The 26,459-nt window shown below is 64.4% G+C and carries 25 protein-coding genes; 7 read left to right on the plus strand and 18 right to left on the minus strand.

Translation table 11 applies throughout. The features are described 5' to 3' along the window. Positions 1 to 70: 70 nt before the first annotated feature. Positions 71 to 1,234, minus strand: a complete 1,164-nt coding sequence (locus tag Q7J44_RS09480) for a pyridoxal phosphate-dependent aminotransferase (protein ID WP_304879208.1) — start codon at positions 1,232 to 1,234, stop codon at positions 71 to 73. 109 nt (positions 1,235 to 1,343) lie between these two features. Here Q7J44_RS09480 and Q7J44_RS09485 point away from each other — a divergent pair, with 109 nt between their 5' ends. Further along, a complete protein-coding gene (locus Q7J44_RS09485; RefSeq protein WP_304879210.1) occupies positions 1,344 to 2,081 on the plus strand; it encodes a DsbA family protein in 738 nt (245 codons plus the stop codon). 88 nt (positions 2,082 to 2,169) lie between these two features. Here Q7J44_RS09485 and lpxB read toward each other — a convergent pair whose 3' ends face one another. The 13 genes from lpxB to pyrH all read right to left on the minus strand — a co-directional run bounded on the left by lpxB (position 2,170) and on the right by pyrH (position 14,567). Further along, positions 2,170 to 3,300 (minus strand): lipid-A-disaccharide synthase, encoded by a 1,131-nt coding sequence (lpxB, locus tag Q7J44_RS09490; protein ID WP_304879360.1) that lies wholly within the window; start codon positions 3,298 to 3,300, stop codon positions 2,170 to 2,172. Then, positions 3,297 to 4,094, minus strand: coding sequence for an LpxI family protein (locus Q7J44_RS09495; protein ID WP_304879212.1), 798 nt, complete (start codon positions 4,092 to 4,094; stop codon positions 3,297 to 3,299). Before Q7J44_RS09495 ends, lpxB begins: the two co-directional genes overlap by 4 nt. Then, the gene (lpxA, locus tag Q7J44_RS09500; protein ID WP_304879214.1) at positions 4,091 to 4,888 is read right to left on the minus strand and encodes an acyl-ACP--UDP-N-acetylglucosamine O-acyltransferase; all 798 of its coding nucleotides are present in this window, start codon (positions 4,886 to 4,888) and stop codon (positions 4,091 to 4,093) included. The genes Q7J44_RS09495 and lpxA overlap by 4 nt, the downstream gene beginning before the upstream one ends. A 3-nt stretch (positions 4,889 to 4,891) precedes the next feature. Further along, positions 4,892 to 5,365: a 3-hydroxyacyl-ACP dehydratase FabZ gene (gene fabZ, locus Q7J44_RS09505; RefSeq protein ID WP_304879217.1), complete on the minus strand. Its 474-nt coding sequence runs from the start codon at positions 5,363 to 5,365 to the stop codon at positions 4,892 to 4,894. Between the two features lie 101 nt (positions 5,366 to 5,466). After that, on the minus strand, positions 5,467 to 6,132 hold the full coding sequence (locus Q7J44_RS09510; protein ID WP_304879219.1) for an OmpH family outer membrane protein: 666 nt from the start codon (positions 6,130 to 6,132) through the stop codon (positions 5,467 to 5,469). Further along, entirely contained in the window at positions 6,132 to 8,498 is a 2,367-nt protein-coding gene (gene bamA, locus Q7J44_RS09515) for an outer membrane protein assembly factor BamA (protein ID WP_304879221.1), read from the minus strand. Before bamA ends, Q7J44_RS09510 begins: the two co-directional genes overlap by 1 nt. Before the next feature lie 202 nt (positions 8,499 to 8,700). Beyond that, positions 8,701 to 8,838 (minus strand): hypothetical protein, encoded by a 138-nt coding sequence (locus Q7J44_RS09520; RefSeq protein ID WP_304879223.1) that lies wholly within the window; start codon positions 8,836 to 8,838, stop codon positions 8,701 to 8,703. A 72-nt stretch (positions 8,839 to 8,910) separates the two neighbouring features. After that, positions 8,911 to 10,248, minus strand: coding sequence for an RIP metalloprotease RseP (rseP, locus tag Q7J44_RS09525; protein WP_304879225.1), 1,338 nt, complete (start codon positions 10,246 to 10,248; stop codon positions 8,911 to 8,913). Between the two features lie 70 nt (positions 10,249 to 10,318). Then, positions 10,319 to 11,509 carry a 1-deoxy-D-xylulose-5-phosphate reductoisomerase gene (gene dxr / locus Q7J44_RS09530; protein ID WP_304879227.1) on the minus strand — a complete coding sequence of 397 codons (1,191 nt, stop codon included), beginning with the start codon at positions 11,507 to 11,509 and terminating at the stop codon, positions 10,319 to 10,321. Positions 11,510 to 11,514: 5 nt separating this feature from the next. Next, complete coding sequence (locus Q7J44_RS09535) at positions 11,515 to 12,315, minus strand: phosphatidate cytidylyltransferase (RefSeq protein WP_304879229.1); 801 nt, start codon at positions 12,313 to 12,315, stop codon at positions 11,515 to 11,517. Continuing rightward, positions 12,312 to 12,989 (minus strand): polyprenyl diphosphate synthase, encoded by a 678-nt coding sequence (uppS, locus tag Q7J44_RS09540; RefSeq protein WP_370692983.1) that lies wholly within the window; start codon positions 12,987 to 12,989, stop codon positions 12,312 to 12,314. Before uppS ends, Q7J44_RS09535 begins: the two co-directional genes overlap by 4 nt. A 162-nt stretch (positions 12,990 to 13,151) precedes the next feature. Continuing rightward, positions 13,152 to 13,715, minus strand: a complete 564-nt coding sequence (gene frr, locus Q7J44_RS09545) for a ribosome recycling factor (protein ID WP_304879234.1) — start codon at positions 13,713 to 13,715, stop codon at positions 13,152 to 13,154. Positions 13,716 to 13,832: 117 nt separating this feature from the next. Continuing rightward, positions 13,833 to 14,567 carry a UMP kinase gene (gene pyrH / locus Q7J44_RS09550; RefSeq protein WP_304879236.1) on the minus strand — a complete coding sequence of 245 codons (735 nt, stop codon included), beginning with the start codon at positions 14,565 to 14,567 and terminating at the stop codon, positions 13,833 to 13,835. Positions 14,568 to 14,738: 171 nt separating this feature from the next. On the opposite strand from pyrH, the gene miaA reads away from it, so the two are divergent. The 6 genes from miaA (at position 14,739) to Q7J44_RS09580 (ending at position 22,992) form a co-directional block, all read left to right on the plus strand. Next, on the plus strand, positions 14,739 to 15,602 hold the full coding sequence (miaA, locus tag Q7J44_RS09555; RefSeq protein WP_304879238.1) for a tRNA (adenosine(37)-N6)-dimethylallyltransferase MiaA: 864 nt from the start codon (positions 14,739 to 14,741) through the stop codon (positions 15,600 to 15,602). Positions 15,603 to 15,750: 148 nt separating this feature from the next. Next, positions 15,751 to 16,584, plus strand: coding sequence for an AraC family transcriptional regulator (locus Q7J44_RS09560; RefSeq protein WP_304879240.1), 834 nt, complete (start codon positions 15,751 to 15,753; stop codon positions 16,582 to 16,584). A 265-nt stretch (positions 16,585 to 16,849) separates the two neighbouring features. Next, on the plus strand, positions 16,850 to 18,481 hold the full coding sequence (locus tag Q7J44_RS09565) for an ABC transporter substrate-binding protein (RefSeq protein ID WP_304879242.1): 1,632 nt from the start codon (positions 16,850 to 16,852) through the stop codon (positions 18,479 to 18,481). 104 nt (positions 18,482 to 18,585) lie between these two features. Continuing rightward, positions 18,586 to 19,671 carry an ABC transporter permease gene (locus Q7J44_RS09570; protein ID WP_304879244.1) on the plus strand — a complete coding sequence of 362 codons (1,086 nt, stop codon included), beginning with the start codon at positions 18,586 to 18,588 and terminating at the stop codon, positions 19,669 to 19,671. Between the two features lie 12 nt (positions 19,672 to 19,683). Further along, complete coding sequence (locus tag Q7J44_RS09575) at positions 19,684 to 20,835, plus strand: ABC transporter permease (protein WP_304879246.1); 1,152 nt, start codon at positions 19,684 to 19,686, stop codon at positions 20,833 to 20,835. Positions 20,836 to 20,910: 75 nt separating this feature from the next. Next, positions 20,911 to 22,992, plus strand: a complete 2,082-nt coding sequence (locus Q7J44_RS09580; protein WP_304879248.1) for an ABC transporter ATP-binding protein — start codon at positions 20,911 to 20,913, stop codon at positions 22,990 to 22,992. A gap of 64 nt (positions 22,993 to 23,056) precedes the next feature. On the opposite strand, the gene Q7J44_RS09585 is transcribed toward Q7J44_RS09580, so the two are convergent. From Q7J44_RS09585 to yajC, 4 genes are read right to left on the minus strand one after another with little or no spacing between them, the layout of a single operon-like run. Next, positions 23,057 to 23,425, minus strand: coding sequence for an Mth938-like domain-containing protein (locus Q7J44_RS09585; protein WP_304879251.1), 369 nt, complete (start codon positions 23,423 to 23,425; stop codon positions 23,057 to 23,059). 4 nt (positions 23,426 to 23,429) lie between these two features. Continuing rightward, positions 23,430 to 24,404, minus strand: coding sequence for a protein translocase subunit SecF (secF, locus tag Q7J44_RS09590; protein ID WP_304879253.1), 975 nt, complete (start codon positions 24,402 to 24,404; stop codon positions 23,430 to 23,432). Positions 24,405 to 24,415: 11 nt separating this feature from the next. Continuing rightward, positions 24,416 to 26,083 (minus strand): protein translocase subunit SecD, encoded by a 1,668-nt coding sequence (secD, locus tag Q7J44_RS09595; protein WP_304879255.1) that lies wholly within the window; start codon positions 26,081 to 26,083, stop codon positions 24,416 to 24,418. Between the two features lie 14 nt (positions 26,084 to 26,097). Next, positions 26,098 to 26,421: a preprotein translocase subunit YajC gene (gene yajC / locus Q7J44_RS09600; RefSeq protein ID WP_118155198.1), complete on the minus strand. Its 324-nt coding sequence runs from the start codon at positions 26,419 to 26,421 to the stop codon at positions 26,098 to 26,100. Between the last annotated feature and the right edge of the window lie 38 nt (positions 26,422 to 26,459).

The raw sequence follows: 26,459 nt of genomic DNA on the forward strand, positions 1-26,459 counted from the left end.
CACGTTCCCGCCAGCATTCTGAACACCGCACCCCTCATCTGTTCCCAAATATCCCCGCCGGAGGCGCACATCAGCCCCGCACGATCCCGCCCGAACGTGCAGCCATGAACGTCCGCAACCGCGCCAGCCCCTCGACAACATCCGCCGTCCCCCGCGCATAGGAAAACCGCAAGGTCTGCCGCCCGCGATGGGGGTCGAAATCCACCCCCGGCGTCACCGCCACTCCGGCCCCGTGCAGGATCTCGCGCGCTAAGCTCAGCGAGTCCGTGGTCAGCTCCGACACATCGGCATAGACGTAGAACGCCCCGTCCGGCGGCGCAATGCGGGTAAAGCCTGCCAGCGGCAGGCCCTCCAGCATCAGCTGGCGGTTGGTCGCATAGGTGGCGCGGTTGGCCTCCAGCTCATCAATACAGTCCAGCGCGGCCAGCGCCACGATCTGGCTGGCATGGGGCGGGCAGATGAACATGTTCTGCGCCAGCCGCTCCACTTTGCGCACATGGTCCGGCGGCACCACCATCCAGCCGACGCGCCATCCGGTCATGCTGAAGTATTTGGAAAACGAGTTGATCACATAGCAATCATCCGTGATCTCCAGCGCCGACACCGCGCGCGCGCCGTAATGCAGCCCGTGGTAAATCTCGTCCGAGACAAAGGCAATCCCCCGCGCCACGCAATGGTCGATCAGCGCTTTCAGCGCCGCATGGTCCAGCATCGTGCCGGTCGGGTTGCCGGGCGACGCGACAATCAGCCCCGCCATCTCCACGCCGTCCAGATCGGCAGGCACCGGCTGCAGCCGGTTCTCCGCCTGCGTCTGAAGGCCCACCGGCTGCAAGGACAGCGCCCGCAGGATCTGGCGATAACTCGGATAGCCCGGCTCGCCCAGGCCCACCCGGTCGCCCGCGTCAAACAGCGCGGTAAAGGCCAGCAGGAAGGCGGCGGAAGACCCCGATGTCACCACCACCCGCGCGGGGTCCAGCTCCACCCCGTACCAGCGCCAGTACAGCGCCGCGATCCCCGCGCGCAGTTCCGGCAGCCCCAGCGCCACGGTATAGCCCAAAGACCCCGCCGCCATCGCCTGCACCAGTGCGGCCCGCGCCGCCGCCGGGGCCGGGGTGCCGGGCTGGCCCACCTCCATATGGATCACCGACCGCCCCGCCGCCTCCAGACTGCGTGCATCTTCCATCACATCCATCACAATAAAGGGATCGACATCACCCCGTCTTGAACTCTTCATGCCTGCCCCTCTATGGTCTGGCCGAAGTGTCCCGGTTCGCGGGGCAAGGTCAAGCCCGACCCCGTTCAAACCTGCGCGCCGCCGCAGACACCATAGCCAGAGACAGCCCATGATCCTCAGAACCCTGATCGGCATCACCGCGATGATGATGACAACCACCGTGGCGCTGGCCGAGATGACCCCGGCCGAGCGTGAGGCGTTCCGGGCCGAGGTGCGGGCCTTCCTGCTGGAAGAACCCGAAGTGCTGGTCGAAGCGATGGAGGTGCTGCAGGGCCAGCACGAAATGCAATCGGTCGAACGCGATCTGGCCATGCTGCGCGACAATGCCGATCTGATCTACCGCGATCCGAACTCCTGGGCCGGTGGCAATCTTGAGGCGGATCTGACCATCGTGGAATTCGTCGATTACCGCTGCGGCTATTGCCGCAAGGCGCATGACGAGGTGGCGGATCTGGTCCAGTCGGATGGCAATATCCGTCTGGTGCTCAAGGAATTCCCGATCCTTGGCGAACAGTCGCTGCTGTCATCGCAATTCGCCATCGCGGTGCGCCAGCTGCATGGCGATGACGCCTACAAAGCCGCCCATGACGCGCTGATCGCCCTGCGCGGCGATGCCAATGCCGAAACCCTTGCCCGTCTGGCCACCGATCTGGGCCATGACCCGGCGGCGATTGCGGCCCGGATGCGCGCTCCGGAAGTGCAGGCGGTGATCGACACCAACCACGCGCTTGGCGGATTGATGGAGATCAACGGCACCCCGACCTTTGTGATTGATGAGACCATGGTGCGCGGCTACGTGCCACTGGAAGGCATGCGCCAGATCGTCGCCGGCCAGCGCGAAGGCTGATCCGCGGACAGGGCCCGGCACCCCTTGCCCTTCATCTTGACAAAAATACTCGCGGGGGTCCAAGGGGGCGGCAGCCCCCTTGTCACGCTCATCCCCGCGCGCCGAGGAACGCCAGCACAGACTCCGCCGCCCGCTGGCCCGGAGGTGCGCCACCCTGCCCCAGCCGCTGCATCGTCAGCCGCATCGCGTCGCGCTGTGACGCGCCCTGCTCTGCCAGCAGTCGCAGCACCGCAGGCGCGATCAGACCGGCCCGGCAGTCCGGCCCGATGAATTCCGGCACCACGCGGGTGTCCGACACAAGGTTCACCAGCGTCACCGTGTCAATCAGCGCCGCGCGGCGCATCAGCCACAGCGTCAACGGGTTCATGTCATAGGCGATCACCATCGGGCACCCGTTGGCGGCCAGTTCCAGACTGACCGTCCCCGACGCGGCAATCGCCACATCCGCCGCGGCAAAGGCCGCGCGTTTGGTGGGGGCATCCTGAATGATCCGGGGCGGGATCGCCCAATCCGCCGTCAGATCCTGCACCAGCCCGGCCACACCGCGCACCGTCGGCAAGGCCACCCGCGCATCGGGATGCACCGCCTTGATCTGTGCCACCACTTGCCCAAGCACCGGGGCCAGCCGCGAAACCTCACCCTTGCGCGAGCCCGGCAGGGCCAGGATCAGCGGGCCATGGCCGCGCATGGTTTCGGCCTCCGCCTCGGTGGCCAAAGTCTCTGCCACCACCGGATGCCCGACGAAATCACAGCTCATCCCGGCGGCGGTCATAAGCGGGGGCTCGAACGGCAACAGCGCCAGCACATGATCGACCACGCGGGCCATCTTTGCCGCCCGCCCGGGCCGCCAGGCCCAGACCGAGGGGGCGACATAGTGGATCACGGGGAAATCGGGCCGCGCGGCCTTGACGATGGCCGCCACCCGCAAACAAAAATCAGGCGAGTCGATCGTGATCAGCGCCTGCGCGCCCGACGCCAGAACCGCCTGCGCCGCCTGCGCGATCCGGCGTTTGAGCGCGAAATACTTCGGCAGCACCTCGACCAGACCCATCACCGACAGCTCTTCCATCGGGAACAGGCTGTCCAGCCCCTGCGCCTGCATCATCGGCCCGCCGATCCCGGCAAACTGCACTCCGGGCGACAGATCCACCAGCCCCGCCATCAGGGCAGCGCCCAGCCGGTCGCCCGAAGGCTCGCCCGCGATCAGGAAAAGCGTCAGCGCGCCCACAGGAACAGGCCCGCATCCGCAGCGGCAGCGATCATCGCGTCAAGGTCAAGGCAGATCACCCCGCCCGCCTGCCACGCAATGCCCCCCAGACCGGCCTGCGCCACAAGCGCCACCGTGTCCGGCCCCAGGGTCGGCAGATCGACGCGGCTGTCCTGCCCCGGCTTGGGCGCCTTGTAAAACAGCCCGCGCGTGCCCGCTGGCCGCAACCCCGGCGGCAGTGCCGTAACTCCCGCCAGCATCGCATCGGTGCCCGGCAACGCTTCGACCGCCAGACACAGGCCCTGCGCCACCACGCAGCCCTGCCCCACATCTACCGCACCAAGGGCGGCGACAATCTCTGCCGCGCGTGTGGCATCCGCCTCATCCGCAGCGCTCAGGGTGCCGCACAGCACGCCAGCCCCCGGCACCAGATCCGGCGCGATCTGCGCCGTGCCTGCCACCGTGAACCCGGCCTCTTCAAACAGCAGGACCACCGCGCGCAAGGTGGCGTCATCGCCCTGCGCCATCGCCGCCATCAGGCGCGGCACCAGCCCTGCCGTGCCCGCATCAAACAGCGCCGGGTCCAGCCTTGGCCGCTGCACGGCACCGGCAAAGGTGACGCGGGTGACACCGGCATCTTCCAGCGCATGGAAAAACGGCACCAGCCGTTCGACCCGGAACACCATATCCACCGCCAAGCCCTCTGGCACAAAGCCATCCAGCGCGCAGATCAGCGGGGCCTTTAGCGCGGCCGCCACAGCGGCAGGCAGGTGCCCCGACCCGGCAATCACGGCGGTGCGGGTCATTTGGGGGTCAGAAAGCTGCGGTCGCTGGCCGACAGGATGAAATCGGTCATCTCGCGCACATGGGCGGACTCGGTTTCTTCCGACAGCCGCCGGGCGCGGTCCACGAAAGACCCCTCACCCTGCGCCAGCATCTGATAGCCCGCGCGCAAGGCGGTGATTTCCGACCGTTCCACCCCGCGCCGCTTCAGCCCCACAAGGTTCAGCCCGTCAAGCACCCCGCGCGGCCCCTGCACCAGACCATGCGGCAGCACATCATTGGTGACCATGGTCACAGCCCCGATGATCGCCCCGCGTCCGACCCGCACCCATTGGTGCACGCCCGACAACCCACCGACGATCACATCATCGCCGATCTGGCAATGCCCGGCAATCGCCGCCTGATTGGCCAGGATCACCCGGTTGCCCATGCTGGCGTCGTGGCCGACATGCGCGCCGGTCATCAAAAGGCAGTCGTCGCCAATCCGCGTGACCCCGCCGCCGCCTTCCGTGCCGGTGTTCAGCGTCGCGCCTTCGCGGATGCGGCAACGCGCACCGATGATCAGCCTTGTGCGTTCGCCCTTGAACTTCAGATCCTGCGGCACCTCGCCGACACAGGCGAAGGGGAAAATCACCGTGCCCTCACCCACCTGCGTCCAGCCGGTCACCACGGCATGCGATTTCACCACCACGCCCGCCGCCAGCGTCACCTCGGCCCCGATCACCGCAAAGGGGCCAACCTCGGCCCCCGCACCGATCACGGCACCGGGGTCTACCACGGCCATCGGGTGAATGCGGGCGGATGCGTCAACGCTCATCGCTCAGGCCTTTTTCGGCACGTCGAACATCGCGGTGAATTCGGCCTCGCAGGCCAGTTCATCCCCCACCATGGCGCGGCCCGAGAACTTCCAGACCCGGCCACCGCCGCGCAGCGCCTTGACATGCAGCTCCAGCACATCGCCCGGCACCACCTTGCGGCGGAATTTCACCCCATCGACGCCCATGAAGAACACATTGGCGTTCTTGTCGACCAGATCCATCGACAGGCCGACCAGAATGCCGCTGGTCTGCGCCATCGCCTCGATGATCATCACGCCGGGGAAAATCGGCACGCCGGGGAAATGGCCGGTGAACTGCGGTTCATTCATGGTGATGCATTTGATGCCGACGCAGCTTTTGTCGACGTGGATGTCGACCACCTTGTCGACCAGCAGGAACGGGTAGCGGTGCGGCAGGATGCGCTGGATCAGCGCGATATCGGCCGTCTGGCCTGCGGTCACGGTGGTTTCGGTCATTCACGTTCCCCGTCTTGTCCTTGCATGCGTTCCACATGACTGTTGTGACTTTGCTACCAATTGCGTCCCGCCGGGGCAAGGCATCGCCGCAACGCACCGTGTCAGGGTTGTGGCGCGGCGGGTTGTGGCGTGCCAGCGTCCGGCGCGACTGGCATGTCCGGCGCGTCTGGTGGGCTGGCAGGCGGCTCCGCCTCCGGTCCGGTCAGCACTGCGGTCCCGTCGCCCAACCGGGCATCCAGCCGCGCAATCGCCTGTTCGGTGATGTCGATGCGGTCAAAGCTCAGGATCACGGCGGATCGGTCGATGATCGCCACCGCCCCCAGATCCTGCATCAGCTCTGCCAGCACCGGAATTGCGGCCTCAAAAAACCGCTGTTGTTCGATGTCGCGGGCGCGGGTCACCGAACGGCTTTTGGATTCCTGTGCCACCCGCAATTCCTCGACCCGTTTGTCAAACTCGCGGGCGATGATGCGGAACTGGTCCACCGGCAGGGTCGCGCGCCGTTGGGTCAGCGCCCGCTCTTCCGCCTCCAGCGCGGCTTCCAGCCGGCGGTTTTCGGCGATCAGATCGGCCGAAGCCGCCTCTATCCGGGCCTGAATGGCCTGACCCATCAGCGTGTCTTCAAACAGGCGGCCCCGGTCCAGAGTCACCACAGCCGATTGCATGGCGGGCGCAGGTGCCTCTGCCGGTGCTTCCGTCTGCGCCATTGTCGGCCCGGCGCAGGCCAGGGCCAGCAGAACAGCCGCGCGCAGCCCGGCGCCGGTCATCAGAACCGGGTCGAGATCGTCAGATCGAACGACCGTTCCTTGTCGTAGTCTTCTTTCTTCAGCGCTTTCGAGAAGTTGAAGCGCAACGGCCCGATCGGCGCGTCCCACAGCACCGACACGCCGACCGCCGCACGCGGGTTGAACCCGGTGTCAATCGCGTTGTTGTCGGCGTCAAGCACATCGCCCTTCAGACCCCAGACCGAGCCCACGTCCATGAACATGCCGCCACTGATCCCGTATTCCTCGGGCAGGCCAAGCGGGAAATCAGCCTCGAACCGGGCGACGGCATAGAAATTGCCCCCCAGCGCATCATCCGTCACCAGATCGCGCGGGCCGATGCCGTTGCCTTCAAAGCCGCGGATCTTGCCATTGCCGAAATAGCGTTCGGTGACGCGGGTGCTGTACCCGCTGATCGGTGAAATCGCCCCGGCCTCGAAAATCGCGCGCAGGGTGACATCTTCGTTCAGGATCTTGCGTTCGGCCAGTGCCTGCACTTCGTTGGAAATATACTTAGCATCGCCGCCAAGCCCGGCAAAATCCTGACTGAAGCGGAACACAACGCCACGATCCGGGCTCAGCCCGCCGACGCGTGTGTCATAGCTGTAGGTGTAGCCGACGGCCGAGGTGAACTCACCGTCACGGGCAGATTCGGCCTCCAGTGTCGGGTTCACTTCTATCGTGCCGCCAACGTCCTTGCCTTCATACCCTTTGATTGTGTTCTTCGACAGACCATAGCGCAGTTCCAGACGGCTGACCTCCCCCACCGGGAAAGACAGCGCGACCCGCGTGCCGACATTGGCGGTGTCATAAATCGCGTTCTTCTGGCTGGTGACGTTGTAGAACGCCCCCAGAGACAGGGACAGATCCCGCCCCAGAAACGCCGGTTCGGTGATCGAGATTGACGACGACGTGCTGTCGGTCCCGGTTGAAATCGCCACAGACAGGGCCTGCCCGCGCCCCAGGAAGTTCGCTTCCGAAAAGCCGATGTTCACCCCGACGCCGGATTCCACCCCATAGCTTGCGCCAAAGGACAGCGACCCGGTGGGCTGCTCTTCCACGTTCACATCGACGATCACCTGATCCGATGCCGACCCCGGCCGCGCATTGACCTGCGCGTCCGAGAAGAAGCCAAGCGCGCGGATGCGTTCCGCCGACTGGCGCACTTCACGCGGGTTGAAGGGGTCGCCTTCGGCGCTGCGGAACTGACGGCGGATCACCTGATCCAGCGTCGTGGTATTGCCTTCGATGTCGATGCGTTCGACGAACACCCGTTCGCCCCGCACCAGCGCAAATTCCAGATCCAGCGTGCCGGTCCGGTCATTGCGGGTGACGCGCGGATCGACGCGCACAAAGGTCAGCCCCTTGCGCAGCGCCAGATTTTCCATCCGTGCAATGGTGTTTTCGACCACCACCGGCGAATAGGGCACGCCCGAGCGTACACGCGACAGCGCCCCGAATTCCGCAGCATCCAGGCCCGGAATTTCCGACACGGTCGTCACGCCGCCAAAGCGGTATTGCCGGCCTTCGCGGATGGCAAAGCTGACGAACACCGCGTCCCGCTCGCGCGCAACTTCGGCCGAGGCATCGGTGACCTGAATGTCGACATAACCGCGCGCCAGATAGAAATCGCGCAGCAATTGCTTGTCCAGCTCCAGCCGTTCGGCCACGAAGGTGTCACGCTGGATCAGAGTGCGCAACAGCCCGGCCTGCTTGGTTTCCAGCACCTGCCGCAAGCGGCGGTCGCTGAAGGCGCGGTTGCCGATGAAGGACAGACGTTCAATTTCCGTCACGCGGCCTTCGGTAATCTCGAACGCGAGGTCAACCCGGCCGCCGCTGCGGCGGATCAGTTTTGGTGTCACGGTGGCGGCAATCCGGCCCCGGGCGCGGTAGGCTTCGGCAATCGACGCCGCATCTGCCTCGGCCACGCTGGGCGAATAGACCCTGCGCTGCTGCGACTGGATGATGCTGGCCAGATCCTCATCTTTCAGGCGTTTGTTGCCCTCAAAATTGATGACGTTGACGATGGGGTATTCCTTGACGCGGATCACCAGCTGACCGCCCTGCGGCACGATCTCCACCGTCTCGAACAGGCCCGACCGGACCAGCCCCTGATAGGCATCGTTCAACCCGCCCTGCGACAGGGCCTGCCCGCGCCTGATTCCGGCAAAGCCTAAGATTGTGGCATTGTCCACGCGCTGGTTGCCTTCGATCACCACCTGATTGAACGCATATTGCTGCGCAGAGGCGGGTGCGAAGATCGCCGCCGAAGCCGTTGCGGTGGAAAGGAAAAGCGCGGTCAGAATGCGTTTGCGAACGCCTGCCTTGCCATGCGCCACGCGTTGTGCGGCACCCGCTGTATCGTGCATGACAATGCCCCATATCAACAAACTGTTGTGTCTTCACTAGACGGAAGTGCGGGGCTTGTCAAAGCGTTGGAAGCAGGTTTGCGGCAGCAATTGCCATGCGTTGCGTGCGTGCAGCAGGTCGGGCGCCGCGGCAAAGAACGCTTCAGGGTTCAGGCCTGCGCCTGACCCCGCCCGCCGGTCTGCCGTGGCAGAGGCGTAAAGGTTAATGCTCTACCAGAGTGCTGCCCAGAAATGCGCCGGCCAGCAGCCCCGCCACGACCGTGCCGATGGTGAAGATCCGGTCGGCGTTCAGCCAGACCAGAAATGACAGTCCACGATAGCCTTGCACGACCATTTGCATGATGAACCCCTTTCAGACACCCGCATGGCGTAGCATCTGAATATGGCCCGATTATGGCGTCACGCGGGGGGCTTACGGGCAGAACAGGTCATTGGTCAGCGCAAACACCATCAGGGACAGCAGCAGCGCCAGACCCACCGTCATCATCACCTGCAACGCCCTGTCCGATGGTGGCTTGCCCGCCACCGCCTCATAGGCGTGAAACACCAGATGCCCGCCATCCAGCACCGGAATCGGGAACAGGTTCATCAGCCCAACGGCCACCGACAAAAGTGCGATGAACTGGATGAAGGTCTCCACCCCTTGGCTCGCCGCAGCCCCCGAGCTTTCGGCAATGCCGATCGGTCCGCGCAGGTTGCAGCTGGAGATTTTGCCCGCCACCATGTGCCACAGCCCGGAAAGCGAGGTGGTGGCGATGCGCCAGGTCTGCTCGCCCGCGATGCCCACCGCCTCGAACATGCCCGGATGCCGGGTCTCCGGCTCGAACCCCAGCCCGCCGTTCAGCCCGATCAGCCAGCGGGTCTCAAACCCGCCTTCGCGCTTTGGCAGATCCATCTGGCGCGGGGTCAGCGTGGTCTCGAACGTTTCCCCGGCGCGCCAGACGGTCAGGTTCAGCGGGCGGCCCTCGGCCCCGGCCACCAGTGCCGGCAGCTCCGCAAACACCGTCACCGGCACCGCATCAACCGCCAGAATGACATCGCCGGGCAGAAGCCCTGCGTAGAACGCCGCACTTTGCGGCTGCACGCCCGATGCCAGCGCGGGCAGCGGATGCGGGCCGTCAAAGCTCATTACCCGCCCCTCACGCTCTACCGTGTAGGACACCGAAGGCCCCGCAGGCAGATCGCCCGACACCGCGACCAGACGGGTCAGATCGGGCGTGTCGGTGCCGTTGATCGACAGGATGCGGTCGCCTGCGCGCAATTGCTGGCCTTCAAACGGCAGCGGCGTGACTTTGCCGACCACGGTATCGTCGCTGTACACGCCAGACCACAGCACCAGCCCGGTCAGGATCAATAGCGCAGAAATGAAGTTGAACACCGGCCCCGCCGCCACCGTCAGCGACCGTGCCCACAGCGGCGCGCCATGCATCGTGCGCCGCCGCTCAGCCTCCGACAGGGTCGAGATCACCTCGCCATCCTTGCCCGATGCGGCATTGCTGTCGCCCAGAAACTTCACATAGCCGCCAAACGGCAGCGCCGCGATCTGCCAGCGTGTGCCCCGGTTGTCGACGCGCGAATACAGGATCGGCCCAAAGCCAAGGCTGAACACCTCGGCATGAATGCCGGTCCAGCGGCCCACGATGTAATGGCCATATTCATGGATCGCCACAATGATCGACAGGGCGACGACAAAGGCGATCACGGTCCAGACAAGACCGCCAAAGCTGGGAACAAGACCAATCAGATCCAAGGGCTTTCCTTTGTGTCGATGCCGCCTGCGGCACTTCTTTTATCATACCCGGCCACGGGGGGCCGAAAATTCAGTAGGCACGGCGTCCGGCCAGCACGGTCGCGGCCTCACCTGCCCGCACCCGCGCAAGATGATCCGCGTTCTGGATGTCCTCAAGGGTCATCACGTCAGTTTCAAGGCACATCTCCGGCATAACGCTGGCAAGGGTATCCTCGACCACGCCCGCCATGTCCATAAAGCCGATGCCGCCATCGAGAAAGCGGTCGAGCGCGATTTCCTTGGCGGCGTTGAACACCGCCCCCGAAAGCCCGCGCGCCGCCATCACCTCACGGCACAGCCGCAGCGCGGGATAGCGGGCAAGATCGGGCGCGCGAAAGCTGAGCGTGGCAATCTGCGCAAGGTCCAGCCGCGCGATGGGCAGGCGCGCACGGTCGGGCCAGTTCAGCGCATAGCCGATGGCATGGCGCATATCGGGCGCACCCAGATGCGCCATGATGGCACCGTCCTGAAAACCAACCATGGAATGGATCAGGGATTCGGGGTGGATGATGACCTCGATCTGGTCTGGCGCAACACCGAAAAACTCACGTGTTTCAATGACTTCCAGCGCCTTGTTAAACATGGACGCCGAATCGATGGTGATCCGCTGGCCCATGGCCCAGTTCGGATGCGCCAGCGCTTCCTTGACCGTGGCCTGCGCCAGCGCCGCCAGCGGCCAGTCGCGCAAGGCCCCGCCCGATGCGGTCAGGATGATCCGTTCGACGCAAGCAATGTCTTCGCCCACCAGCGCCTGAAAGATCGCGGAATGTTCCGAATCCACCGGCAGAATCCGCGCGCCATGCGCCACCGCCGTCGCCATCAACAAGGGCCCCGCCGTTACCAGACTTTCCTTGTTGGCCAGCGCCAGCGTGGCCCCATGGCGCAGGGCGCGCAGGCCCGGCACAAGGCCAGCCGCGCCGACAATCGCGCTCATCACCCAATCGGCGGGGCGGTCGGCGGCTTCGGCAATCGCAGTGTCGCCTGCCGCCGCCTGCACGCCCGATCCGGCCAGCGCCTCGCGCAATGCGGGCAGACACGCCTCATCGGCGCAGACCGCCACCTCGGCCCGCAGGGCAATCGCCATTTCCGCCAGCCGCGCCACATTGCGAGCGCCGGTCAGGGCGACGGTGCGGAACGCCTCCGCCCCGCCTGCCCGGCAGATCAGGTCATAGGTGCTTTCCCCCACCGACCCGGTGGCACCGAAAATCGAGATGCTGCGCACGCGCCTCAGCCCCCCAACGGCGCGGGCATCGGCAGCGAGGTGAACAGACCCAGCAGCATCACCAGCACCACCGCCCCGATCAGCGCGTCAAAACGGTCGAGAAACCCGCCATGGCCGGGAATCAGGGTCGACGAATCCTTCACCCCCGACCGCCGCTTGATCCAGCTTTCGGCAATGTCGCCCAACTGCCCGGCAAAGGCGACAAACGGGGCCAAAGCCACCGCCAGCCAGGGCGCATGGCCAGTGGCGACAAAAATCAAAGACACCGCAACCGCGCCGACCCAGCCCGCCACGGTGCCGGACCATGTTTTCTTCGGGCTGATCGCGGGCCAGAACTTCGGCCCGCCCATGACGCGCCCGACGAAATAGCCCATCACATCCGAGGCGATGACAATCGCTACGATCCACAGGATCGCCGGCACACCGGGGCTGCGCAGCTCGATCAACCCGTAGCCCGCCACCATGATGGCAATGCCGTAAGCGGTCGCAATGCGCCGGTCACGGCGCGGCGACAGAGCCAGTGCCAGCCCCGGCAGGATCAGCAATGTGGTGGCCAGATCATCACGGAACAGCTCGGCCCCGGCCAGACAGGCGGCGGCGAACAGCCCGACCGCCAGCGGCGTGCGTTTGCGGCCCGGCGCGGTCATATTGGCCAGTTCCCAGAACATCACCCCGGTCAGCGCCACCACCAGCAGCGAAAACGGCGTGCCGCCCAGCCACAGCTCGCCTGCCCCCACAGCCAGCATGAAACCCGCGGAAATCGCCCGCTTTTTCAGATCTCCCCAGCGGGCGATGGCATCCGTCATCCGGTGGCAACCCCGCCAAAGCGCCGCTCGCGGTTGCCAAAGCGCGACACGATCTGCGCCAGTTCAGCGGGCGAGAAATCGGGCCACAGCGTCGGGGTAAACTCATATTCGGCATAAGCCGTCTGCCACAGCAGGTAATTCGAGGTCCGGGTCTCACCGCTGGTGCGGATCACCAGATCGGGGTCGGGCAGATCTGCCGTATCCAGCCGCGACCCGATCAGCCGGTCGGTCACCGCATCCGCCGCCAGCCGCCCTTCGGCCACGTCGCGCGCGATGCCCTGCACCACCCGGGTCAGCTCATCGCGGCCGCCGTAATTGATCGCCACAGTCAGGTTCAGCCGCGAAAACGGCGCGGTCCGCGCCTCGATCCCGTCCATCAGCTTGCGCAGTTTCGGGTTCAGCGGGGTGCGGTCGCCGATAAAGCGCATCCGCACGCCCTCAACCGCCAGCCTGTCGGCCTCACGCTCGATATAGCGCGCGAAGATCGACATCAGCCCCACCACCTCTTCGGTGGAGCGTTTCCAGTTTTCGGTGGAAAAGGCATAAATCGTCAGCCAGCGGATGCCCAGATCGGGGGCACAGCGCACGATCTCGCGCACACGTTCTGCGCCTTTGCGATGGCCGACCAGACGCGGCCAGCCGCGGCTTGTCGCCCAGCGACCATTGCCATCCATGATGATGGCGACATGTTCTGCCAGCCGGGGCAGGTTGTGATCTGCCGATATGGTGGAAGCCAAACCCCTGTCCCTTTTCCCGAAACCCGTCCGGACGACCTGTCCGGCTACCAAAACCAACAACGGCCGGTGCCAGAGGCCCCGCCCGTCAGAACTCTTGTGTCAGACCTGCATGATCTCGGCCTGTTTGCCCTCAAGCGTCTGATCGACCAGCTTGATGTACTTGTCTGTCATATCCTGCACTTCGGCTTCCCAGAATTTCACGTCATCTTCCGACAACCCGTCGCTTTTGGCCTTTTTGATCTGGTCCATCCCGTCACGGCGCAGGTTGCGCACCGCTACGCGCGCGTGTTCGGCATAGCCCGCCGCCACCTTGGTCAGTTCCTTGCGGCGCTGCTCGTTCAGCTCGGGGATCGGCAGCATGATGATGGTGCCGTTGGTCTGCGGGTTGATGCCAAGGCCCGACTCCCGGATCGCCTTTTCCACCTTGTTGACCATCGCCTTGTCCCAGACGTTGATCGTCACCATCCGGGGTTCGGGCACGTTGACGGTGCCCAGCTGGTTGACCGGGGTCATCTGGCCATATGCATCGACCTGGATAGGCTCCAGCATAGACCCCGAGGCGCGGCCGGTGCGCAGCGATGCAAATTCGGTGCGCAGGGCGTTGATCGCGCCATCCATGCGGCGGGTCAGATCTTCGGTATCCAGTTCAAAATCGTCAGCCATCGGTTCATTCCTTCGTCAGCGTCCGGCGACCCTTGGGTAAGCCGGGCGTTTTTTACGTTCTATAAGCCATGCCGGGCCATGGGTATAGCCCCGCCAGCGCACGCCGCGCCGCGCGTGTCAGTCGTGCACGATTGTGTAGGTGCCCTGCCCCGCCATGATGCCCTTGAACCCGCCGGGCTCAGAGAGCGCGAACACCACCAGCGGCATACGGTTGTCACGGCACAGGGCGATGGCCGAGGCATCCATCACCTTGAGGTTGCGCTGCAGCACATCGTCATAAGTGATGTCGGCGTAGCGTTTGGCATCGGGGTTCAGCTTGGGGTCACTGTCATAGATGCCATCGACATTCTTGCCCATGAAGATCGCCTCGCAGGCCATTTCGGATGCGCGCAGGGCGGCGGCGGTATCGGTGGTGAAATAAGGGTTGCCGGTGCCGGCGGCGAAAATGCACACCCGCTTTTTCTCAAGGTGGCGCACGGCGCGGCGGCGGATATAGGGCTCACAGACCTGATCCATCGGAATGGCGCTGATGACGCGGGTATACACCCCCAGCGATTCGAGGGCGGCTTGCATCGCAAGCGCGTTCATCACGGTGGCCAGCATCCCCATGTAATCGGCAGTCGTGCGCTCCATCCCTTGCGCAGAGCCTTGCAGGCCCCGGAAGATATTGCCGCCGCCGATCACCATGCAGATCTCGACCCCCAGATCATGCACCGCCTTGATCTCACGCGCGACGCGTTCCACCGTGGGTGGGTGCAGGCCATACGCCTGATCGCCCATCAGCGCCTCACCCGAGATTTTCAGCATCACACGGTCGTATTTCACGCCGCCATCAAGGCTCGCTATGGTCATGGGTGTTCCCCGTGGTTCGTTTTGCAATTGGACTGCGGCGCAAACTGTCGCAAAACGGGGGCGGGTTCAACCTGTGACTGCCCAGGCAGCGGGGGTTTCACACCCGTCGTCAGTGGGCCTGAACCAATGGCGCACCAATGACGACCCCCGTGGGATATTTAAGGACTGAAAATGAGGCTGGCCCAGATTTCCCGCGAGGCACCTGTCCTGATCGCCGGACCGACGGCCAGCGGCAAGTCGGGGCTGGCGATGGACCTGGCGGCGCGCGACGGGCGGGTGATCGTGAATGCCGATGCCTTGCAGGTCTATGGCTGCTGGCGGCTGCTGACCGCGCGGCCATCAGTGGCGGATGAGGCAGCGCTGCCACATGCGCTGTATGGTCATGTCGGGCGCGATCAGCCCTATTCGGTCGGTCACTGGCTGCGCGAGGTGGCGGGCGTGCTGGACCGGCCGGTGGTGATTGTCGGCGGCACCGGCCTGTATTTTCTGGCGCTGACCGAAGGGCTGGCCGAAGTGCCCGCCATTCCGCGTGAGGTGCGGGCCGAGGGGGATGCGCTGCGCGAGGCCGATCTGGCCGCGATGGTGGCTGCGCTCGATGTGCAGACGGCGGCGCGCATCGATCTGGCCAATCCTGCTCGGGTACAGCGCGCATGGGAGGTGTGGCGCGCCACTGGCCGGGGGCTGGCCGACTGGCAGGCCGACACGCCCGCCCCGCTGATCCCGTTGAACCGGGCCGAGGCGCTGGTGCTGCGTCCGCGCGTGGAATGGCTGAATGACCGGATCGACCGGCGATTCGATCAGATGATGGCGCAGGGTGCTTTGGACGAGGCTCGGGCCGAACTGCCGTTCTGGCAACCGCAACGCCCTTCCGCCCGGGCCATCGGTGCGCCGGAACTGATCGCACATCTGCGCGGGCAGATGCCGCTGGAGGCGGCTATGGATGCGGCCAAGCTGGCCAGCCGCCAATATGCCAAACGCCAGCGGACATGGCTGCGCAACCGGATGCGCGATTGGCGGGCGATTGTGCCGGGCTAAAGCCTCTGCCAGCATCGGCAGAATACTGCCGGGCGCGGCAAGTTATCCACAGGCGGGGCTTTGTTCTGTGGACAAGGTCATAATTCTGCTTGGGTTGGGTGCCATGCCCTGTTTATCTGTCCCCAGTCAAAAAAATGAGCAGGACGCCATGAACGATCACCCTGCCCCGCATGCCCTTTTCGCCCCGGGCGCAGAAACGGCCCTGTCGCAGCTGCGTGTTACGGCGATTCCGCGCCTCGCATCCGGTGGGCGCTGGCGGGTGGAGGCGATGCGCGCCATTTCCGAGCCGATGCTGCTGTGGTTCACCAAAGGTCAGGGCCGCATCACCATTGCCGGGGTTACCCGTGGCTATACCGCCCATAATGCCGTCTTCATCCCGCCCGGTGTGATGCACGGCTTTGAGGTCGGGCCGCAGGTCTTTGGCACGGCTGTGTTTTTCGGCCGCGACAGTGGCGTCACCCTGCCCGAGACGGCGCAGCATCTGCGCATCCGCGAGGTACATGCCCAGCAGGAAATCAACGTCATCCTTGATTCGCTGCAACGCGAGATGGACAGCGATATCCCCGCCCATGACCGGGCCACCCGGCATTATCTGGGCCTCTTGGGCGTCTGGCTGGAACGGCAGGCGGTCAAGGCCGCGCCCGAAACCCCCAAACCCGATGCCGCCCGCCGTCTGGTGGCGCGCTATACCACGCTGATGGAGCGTGATTTCCGCACCGGGGCCGGGGTGGGTGACTTTGCCGCCGCCCTTGGCGTCACCCCTACCCATCTGACCCGCTGTTGCCGCATCGCCTGCGGCAGATCTGCCATTGAGGTGTTGCAGGACCGCCGCATTTTTGAAGCGCGCCGCATGCTGGCCGAAACCCGGATGCCCGTGGCACGGATCGGCGAGGCGCTTGGCTTTACCTCTCCGGCGTATTTCACCCGGTCGTTCCAGCACCTGACCGGGCGTTCACCCACCGCCTTCCGGCGTGAGGTCTGAGGCCAAAGCTCTGAATCCCGAAGCGAATTTGGCAGGCCGATGCGATTAATTTCGCGTCGGCGGTCGACATCATGTCGTATTTACGGCACAAAGAGGCGACTTCGGGCGTTGACGCCTGACGCAAAGTATTGCGCAATGGGGCCAATGTCCCGGCGCAGTTGTGCCTGTGCCGGGCAACAACAGACTGGTCACTGCCCCACCGGGGCTTAGTCCGGCGCTACCCTATAAAACCAACAAGATGGCCCCGCCATCAGGGAGACATATGATGACGATCAAGACCGAGATGCTGCATCCGGCCGCGACCATGCTTGCCAGCGACGTGCGCGCAGGCAAGCTCAGCCGCCGTGAATTCCTGAGCCGCGCCACCGCGCTGGGCCTCACCGCCCCGGCTGCCTATGCCCTGCTGGGGCTTGATGCCCCGGCACAGGCGCAGGCCGCTGCCACCGGCGGCACCCTGCGTGTCGGGATGGAGGTAAAGGCCCAGAAAGACCCGCGCACCGCCGACTGGCCGCATATCGCCAACATCTATCGCGGCTGGCTGGAATATCTGGTGCAATACAACCCCGATGGCACCTTTGAAGGCCGCCTGCTGGAAAGCTGGGAGGCGAACGAAGACGCCACCCAATACACGCTGAACGTCCGCCCCGGTGTCACCTGGAACAATGGCGAGGCGTTTACCGCCGATGACGTGGTGCGCATGTTCGAGCGGTGGACCGATGCATCGGTCGAGGGCAATGCCATGGCCTCGCGCTTCCTCGGGCTGGTCGATGACACCACAAAAGCGCTGCGCGACGGTGCGGTGGTCAAGATCGATGACCTGACCGTGCAGCTGGTGATGTCGATGTCGGATGTGGCCGTGATTGCCAACCTGTCCGACTATCCGGCGGCTGTGGTGCATTCGTCCTATGTCGATGGCTCTGACCCCTCGGCCAATCCGATCGGCACCGGCCCTTACCTGCCGCGCGAAGTCTCTGTCGGCCAGCGCGCCATTCTGGCCCGCAATGAAGGCCACAGCTGGTGGGGCGGCACCGTGCCGCTTGATGAGATCCACTACATCGACTTCGGCACCGACCCCGCCGCCATGGTGGCGCTTGCCGGTTCCGACGAGATCGACTGCAACTACGAATCCACCGGCGAATTCATCGACGTGCTCGATGGTCTGGGCTGGAACAAGCTGGAAGCCGTCACCGCATCCACCATTGTGATGCGGATGAACTCGGCAAACGGCGATCTGTACAAGGAGAAGTCGGTACGTCAGGCGATCCAGAAAGCCGTCGATCCGGCGGTCATTCTGGAACTGGGCTACAACGGCCTTGGCACCACGGCAGAAAACCACCACGCCTGCCCGGTCCACCCGGAATATGCCGAAATTCCGGCACAGACCATCGATCCGGCCGGCCTGCGCCCGGCGCTGGAAGCCGCTGGCATGGCTGACACCGAATTCGAGCTGATCTCGCTCGATGATGGCTGGGAAGCCGCCTCGACCGATGCGGTGGCCGCACAGCTGCGCGACGCCGGTGCCAATATCAAGCGCACGGTGATGCCGGGGTCAACCTTCTGGAACGACTGGCAGAAGTACCCGTTTTCGTCGACCACATGGAACCACCGCCCGCTGGCGGTGCAGAACATGGCGCTGGCCTATACCTCTACCGGCTCGTGGAACGAGACCGGCATGGCCGTGCCAGAGTTCGACGCCGCCATGACGCAGGCCCTGTCGCTGGCCGATGCCGATGCCCGGCGTGAAGTGATGGTGACGCTGCAGACCATCCTGCAGGACGAAGGCTATATCATCCAGCCGTTCTGGCGCTCGCTCTACCGCCATGCCCGCGCGGGGGTGAACATCGACATGCACCCGTCGTTCGAGCATCACCATTACAAGTGGTCGCTGGACGCCTGATCCGTACCAAAGGGACTGCGGCACAAGTGCCGCGGTCCGCCTTCTGCTCAAGCCACTCCTTTCGCCGCCGCCCTGCGCCGCCCCCCGCAAGGAAGGATAAAGCCATGCTGCCGTTTCTGCTGCGCCGGGTCGGCGTGATGATTCTGACTGCGCTGACGCTCAGTTTCATCGTGTTCTGCCTGACCAACCTTGCCCCCAATCTGGAAAAGCTGGCCCGCACCGAAGGGTCGGTCCGCATGTCGGATGAGGCGGTGGACTCGTGGATCGTGAACAACGGCCACGGCGGGTTGATGATCACCCGCTACGGCCAATGGCTGGGCGTGGTGCCGGGCTGGACCCGCACCGATGCCGCAGGCGTCACCCGCGGCCGCTGCATCACCCGCTTTGTCACCGCCGAAGAGGCCCCGCGCTTTTGCGGCATCCTGCAGGGCGACTGGGGCACCTCGACCGTGTTCCGCGAGCCGGTGAGCAAAACCATCTCCGACAAGCTGGCCTCCACCGGCTGGCTGATGCTCTGGGTGATGCTGGTGATGGTGCCGGTGTCGCTGATCATCGGTGTCTTGTCAGGCATGCGCGAGGGCAGCCGGACCGACCGGGTGCTGTCCACCTTTGCCATCGCCACCACCGCCACGCCGGAATATGTGTCCGGCGTCATTCTGGTGGTGATCTTCGCCTCGGCCACCACCGGCATCTCGCCGATCCTGGCCGAATGGGGCTGGATCAGCGGGCGCACGCTGTTTCTGGGCACCGCCACATCGGCCATCGACAAGATCACCTTCTGGAACTTCGCCCTGCCGGTGATGACCATCGCCCTGTACGGCATCGGCTACATCGCCCGGATGACGCGGGCGAGCATGACCGAGGTGATGACCCAGCAATACATCCGCACCGCGCGGCTGAAAGGCGTGGCCTTCCATCAGGTGATCCTGAAACACGCGCTGCGCAACGCGTTGATCGCGCCCTTCACGGTGATCATGCTGCAGTTTCCATGGCTGCTGAACGGCGTCGTCATCGTGGAGACGCTGTTCAACTACAAAGGCTTCGGCTGGACACTGGTGCAAGCTGCCGGCAACAACGACATCCAGCTCTTGCTGGCCTGTTCGGTGGTGGCGGTGTTTGTCGTGCTGGTCACCCAGCTGATCTCTGACGTCGGCTATGTCTTCCTGAATCCCCGCATCCGGCTGAGCTGAGGAATAACGCGTATGGAACCCCTCTCCTGGCCGATGATCTTCGTCAAAATGGCCGTGCAGTTCTGGCCGGTCTGGGCCGCGCTGGCCGCAACCGTGGCGATGTCGCTGCAGTTCCGCCGCCGCCTTGGCCTCTATGGCAAGCTGTTTGATTCAAACGTCGGGATCGCCGGTTTCATCATCGTGATGTTCTGGGTGTTCACGGCGATTTTCGCCGACATGATCATCACCTTCAACCCGATCGGCCAGCTCTCGGGGCTCAAGAACGCCCTGCCCGGCACGCCGCTGCCCGATACCGACCAGTGGTACCTGCTGGGCGGCGATCATCTGGCGCGCGATGTGTTCTCCCGCATGGTGATGGGCGCGCGCCGGGTGCTGACCATCGCGCCCGCGGCCACCGTCATCGCCTTCATGGTTGGCATCACCCTTGGCCTGCCCGCCGGATATTTCGGCGGCAGGCTCGATACCGGCCTCAGCTTCATCGCCAATCTGGTCCTCGCTTTCCCGGTGATCTTACTGTTCTACCTGCTGGTCACGCCGGAAATCCGCTCGACCGGCGTGCCGATTGCGCTGGCCGCCGTGCTGTTCCTGTTCCCGGTGATCTTCGTCTCGGTGCTGCTGAACAGCCGCTATTTCACCACGCCTGCGCGCCGTAACCTCTATGTCGGTGTGGCGCTTGCCATCGGCCTCTGGGCCTATTCCGGGCTGGCCTTCAACATGGACCCCACCGGCATCTGGTCGATGGACCCGAACCTGCTGAACGTCTTCGTCTCGGTGGTTTTCGTCAACGCCCCGACCGTGTTCCGCATCGTGCGCGGCATCGTGATGGACCTCAAATCGCGCGATTACGTCGCCGCGGGCCAGACCCGGGGCGAAGGTGCCTGGTACATCATGCTGTGGGAGATCCTGCCCAATGCGCGCGGGCCGCTGATCGTCGATTTCTGCCTGCGGATCGGCTACACCACCATCCTTCTGGGCACGCTGGGCTTTTTCGGCCTTGGCGTCTCGCCTGAATCCCCCGACTGGGGCAGCACCATCGACGATGGCCGCCGCCTGCTGTCGATCTACCCCCACCCCGCCGTCGTCCCCGCACTGGCCCTGATGAGCCTCGTCCTCGGCCTCAACCTCCTCGCCGACGGGTTGCGCGAAGAATCCATGCGCGACTGATCATTATCTGTTCATAAATATCCCGGGGGTCCGGGGGTTGGCCCCCGGTCCCGCAGTTCGACAAAGGAACAACCGATGACCGACTGGGACCCGTCCAAACCCATCCTCGAAATCGAGAACCTCTCGATTTCCTTCTTCACCCGTCTGCGCGAAATCCCTGCGGTGATGGATTTTTCCTGCACCGTTATGCCGGGCGAATCGATGGGGCTGGTGGGCGAATCCGGTTGTGGCAAATCCACCGTGGCGCTTGCCGTCATGCGCGATCTTGGCAAGAACGGCCGCATCGTTTCAGGCTCCATCAAGTTCAAGGGCCGCGATCTGACCCATATGACCGAGGAAGAGTTGCGCCACATCCGTGGCTCGGAAATTGCGATGATCTATCAGGAACCGATGGCCAGCCTGAACCCCGCGATGCGGGTGGGCGATCAGCTGGCCGAGGTGCCGATGATTCATCAGGGCATGAACCGGGCCGACGCCTTGCACCTCGCCCGCCAGATCATCGCCGATGTCCGCCTGCCCGACCCCGACCGCATCTTGCGCGCCTATCCGCACCAGCTGTCGGGCGGTCAGCAGCAGCGCATCGTCATCGCCATGGCGCTGATGGCCAAGCCGGCGCTGCTGATCCTGGACGAACCCACCACCGCGCTGGATGTGACGGTCGAGGCGGGAATCGTCGATCTGGTCAAGGATCTGGGCACGAAATACGGCACCTCGATGCTGTTCATCAGCCACAACCTTGGCCTGATCCTTGATGTCTGCGACCGGCTGTGCGTGATGTATTCCGGTGAGGCGGTAGAGACCGGCAATGTGATCGAAGTGTTCGACAAGATGCGCCACCCCTATACGCAGGCGCTGTTCCGCTCGATCCCGCTGCCGGGGGCGGACAAGAATTCCAGCCCGCTGATCGCCATTCCGGGCAATTTCCCGCTGCCGCATGAACGCCCCCCGGGCTGCAACTTCGGCCCGCGCTGCGACTATTTCCGCGACGGTCTGTGCAACGCGCAAGAGGTGCCGATGGACCCGGTGCCGGGCCATGACCGCCACGCCACCCGCTGCCTGCGCTGGCGCGAGATCGACTGGGACGCGCCGCCAAAGGTCGGCAAGGTGACCGAGAAGCTGCCGCGCGGGCGGCTGGTGCTGAAGATGGAGGACCTGAAGAAATATTACGCGGTGTCGGCCGGAGCCTTTGGCGGCGGTGCGGAAAAGGTGGTGAAAGCCAACGAATCCCTCAGCTTTGAGGCGCATGAGAATGAAACCCTCGCCATCGTTGGCGAATCGGGCTGCGGCAAATCCACCTTTGCCAAGGTGCTGATGGGGTTGGAGACTGCGACCTCTGGCAGCATCATGCTGTTTGACGAAAACGTGCAGGACACACCGATTCAGGCGCGCAACACCGATACGGTGTCAAAGCTGCAGATGGTGTTCCAGAACCCGTTCGACACGCTGAACCCCAGCATGACCGTGGGCCGCCAGATCATCCGCGCGCTGGAGATTTTCCAGAAGGGCACCTCTGACGCCGACCGGGTCGACCGGATGCTGACGCTGCTCGACATGGTGAAACTGCCGCGCGCCTTTGCCGACCGGATGCCGCGCCAACTGTCGGGCGGGCAGAAACAACGCGTCGGCATTGCGCGGGCCTTTGCCGGCGGGGCCAAGGTGGTGGTGGCGGATGAACCCGTCAGCGCTTTGGATGTGTCGGTGCAGGCGGCAGTGACCGACCTGTTGATGGATATTCAGCGCGAGAACCACACCACGTTGTTGTTCATCAGCCACGATCTGTCGATCGTGCGCTATCTGTCAGACCGGGTTATGGTGATGTACCTTGGCCATGTGGTGGAACTCGGCACCACCGATCAGGTTTTCGCCCCGCCATATCACCCCTATACCGAGGCGCTGCTCTCAGCTGTGCCCATCGCCGACACCCGCGTGAAAAAGCGCCGGATCGTGCTGGAGGGCGATATTCCATCGGCCATGAACCCACCCCCCGGCTGCCCGTTCCAGACCCGCTGCCGCTGGAAATCGCAAGTGCCCGGCAATCTGTGCGACACGGTGCTGCCCCCCGTACAGGTGCTGGCGGGCGGGCATCAGATCAAGTGCCATCTGTCGGAAGCGCAATTTGCAGAGATGGAGCCGGTGATCACGATTGCCGCCGAATAGGCGGGTGGCTGGCGTCGGAGCGCGCCGCGCGGGAGTATTTTTGTCAAGATGAACGGCCGGGGCCTCAGCCCTTGACGCTGTGAACCGGCAACAGGGCGGCGGCGATGCGGCGGCCTTCGGACAGCAGCACGTTATAAGTGCGGCAGGCGGCGGGGGAGTTCATCACCTCAACCCCGATGCCCGATGCCTCCAGCAGGGTGCGGAAACCGGCGGGCGGATGCGCGATTTCGGCGCCGGTGCCGACGAACAGCACGTCGATGCGCCCGGCCAGTGACAAGGGCGTTTCGGTGTCGTCAAACCCGCCCCACAGCCCGGCATCCCACGGCGTGATCAGGCAGGCCCCGCGCAGCACATGGCCATCCACACGGAAGAATCCCGGGCCGTAGCCGTCGATGGCTTTTGCCGTGCCATAGCTGATCTCTGTCAGGCGCATCGGATCACGCGTCGATATTGGCGTATTCGTCGGGGGTGCCGTTCTTCTTCGGCTTGTCGGTCCGGTCCAGCCCGATCATCAGCACCAGATTTTTGGCGACATAGACCGAGGAATAGGTGCCGATGACGATGCCAAACGTGATGGCGAACACAAAACCGCGGATCACATCGCCGCCAAAGATCAGCATCGCGATCAGCGCCACCAGCGTGGTGCCGGTGGTCATCAAGGTGCGCGACAGGGTTTCATTGGCCGACAGGTTCATCACCTCGCGCAGGGGCATGGTTTTGTACTTGATCAGGTTTTCCCGCAACCGGTCAAAGATCACCACGGTGTCGTTGATCGAATAGCCGAGGATGGTCAGCAGGGCCGCCACGATGGCCAGATCGAACTTGATCTGGAACAGCGCGAACACCCCGATGGTGATGATGATGTCATGCACCAGGGCCGCCACCGCGCCCACCGCATATTGCCATTCGAAGCGCAGCCAGATGTAGACCAGAATCGCCCCCGACGCGCCGATCACCGCCAGAATGGCGCTGAGGATCAGCTCACCCGAGACCTTGGGCCCCACCGATTCCACCGATGGAAAGGTGATCGACGGGTCCACCGTCTGCAGCGCGGCTTCAACGGCCAGGATGGTTTCGGGCGTCACCGCCTCGGACCCGTCCTGTGCGGCGATGCGGACCTGGGCCACGAACTGGTCGGCGGCAAAGGTCGGGTCGAACACCTCGGTGATCGCAGCATCGCCCTGCTCCAGCCCCGCCATCGCCGCGCGGTAAGCGGCGACATCGACCGGCTGGTTGCTTTCGGTGCGGATCGTGGTGCCGCCCTGAAAATCGATGCCGAAGTTCAGTCCCATCACCGCCCACAACGTCAGTGCCACCACCATCATCACGGCGGAGATGGCCAGCGTCACGCGCTGATAGGCAAAGAAGTTGATATTGGTGTGTTCGGGCGCAAGCCGCAGACGAAAAGCCATGATCTTCTCCCTTACACGATGATGGACTTGGGCCGGCGCCAGCCGATCCAGATTTCGACCAGCACCCGCGTCACGAACAACGCGGTGAAGACCGAGGTGATGATGCCGATGCCAAGCGTGATGGCAAAGCCGCGTACCGGACCGGAGCCTACGGCAAACAGCACGGTTGCGGTGATGAAGGTGGTGATGTTGGCGTCGATGATTGCTGACATCGCCTTTTCATAACCAAGCTGGATTGCACGTGCCGGGTTCTTGGCATTGCGCAACTCCTCACGAATCCGCTCGAACACCAGCACATTGGCGTCCACCGCCATGCCGATGGTCAGCACGATGCCGGCAATGCCGGGCAGCGTCAGCGTGCCACCGATGGTGGACAGCGCGCCGAACAGCAGCGCCACGTTGATGCCAAGCGCCACGGTGGCAAAGGTGCCGAACAGCCCGTAACAGGCGATCATGAAGAACACGACCGCCCCCATCGCGATCAGCGCCGCGGTCTGGCCGGCATCGATGCTGTCCTGTCCCAGTTCGGGGCCGATGGTGCGTTCTTCCAGAAACGTCAGCTCGGCCGGCAAGGCCCCGGCGCGCAGCAAGATCGCCAGTTCGGTGCTTTCCTCGACCGAGAAAGACCCGGTGATGATGCCCGACCCACCGGCAATATGGCTCTGGATCACCGGGGCAGAGATCACCTCGTCATCGAGTACGATGGCGAAGGGCGCGCCGATATTGGCCGCCGTATAATCGCCGAACTTGCGCGCGCCCTGCGGGTTGAAGCGGAAGTTCACGGCGGGGCGGTTGTTCTGGTCAAAGGCGGGCTGGGCATCGACCAGCTCTTCGCCCGTTACCACCGGGGATTCCTCGATGATGTAGTAGGTGCCGGGCTCGTTCATCGACGGCAACAGCAGGTTGCGCGGGCCGGGGCTGGCCCCGGCCTCAGAGGTGCGCCCGATCACCGGGTTGAAGGTCAGTTTCGCGGTGGTGCCGATCAGCGATTTCAGCTCGGCGGCTGACCCGATGCCGGGCACCTGAATCAGGATGCGGTCCGCGCCCTGCCGCTGGATCGTGGGTTCGCGCGTGCCAACCTCATCCACCCGGCGGCGCACGATCTCAAGGCTTTGCTGGATGGTGCGGTCGTCGGTGGCGCTGCGCTCGGCCTGTGACAGCTGGATCACAATCTCCAGCCCTTCGGCGCTGACGTCGATGTCGTTCTGGCCGACGCCGGTCAGGCTGACCACCGGGGTGGCCAGCGCGCGCACGGCCTGCAGTGCGGCAGGCATGCCGGCGGGTTCAGAGATTGCCACCCGCAGGGTGCCGTCCGGGCTGGGCAGGCGGCGCACATTGCCGACCGCCACGCGCTGGTCGCGCAAACGGTCACGCACCTCGGGCCACAGCGCATCCATCCGCGATTTGTACACATCCTCGACCCTGACCTCGGCCAGGAGATGCGCGCCACCGCGCAGATCAAGCCCGAGGTTGACAAGCGAGGACGGCAGCCAGTCCGGCCACAGGTCCAAATCGGCCTGTTGTTCCGGGGTGGCGATGCCGCCTGCGGCTTCCACCGCGGCCCGCGCGTCATTGTGACGCTCGATATTGCTGTAGTTCAGGTTGGGTGCAGCCGCGACGATCCCCCATGCACAAATGACAAGGATTATCACACGCTTCCACAGCGGCATGGCGTTCATCGCTGGCGTCCCCTTCAGGCGGCGGCTGGTTCGGTCTTGTTCATGACCGAGACGATCGTCGCCTTGACGATCTTGACCTTCACGTTATCGGCGATTTCGACCACGATCGTGCCGTCCTCGTTCACATGGGTTACCTTGCCCACGATGCCGCCTTGCGTCAGCACCTGATCACCCCGGCGCAGCGCTTCGACCAGCGCCTTGTGCTCTTTGAGTTTTTTCTGCTGCGGCCGGATCAGCAGGAAATACATGATCCCGAAAATCAGGATCAGCGGCACAAAGCTGGTGAAAGCGGCAGCGCCGCCACCGGCGGCCTGAGCGAAGGCGGGGGTTGCAAACATCGGCATCCTCATCACTGTCGGCGGGGAAAAGCCCCGGA

Origin of the sequence: Pseudotabrizicola sp. (assembly GCF_030656345.1) — a bacterium.
Classification (GTDB): domain Bacteria; phylum Pseudomonadota; class Alphaproteobacteria; order Rhodobacterales; family Rhodobacteraceae; genus Pseudotabrizicola.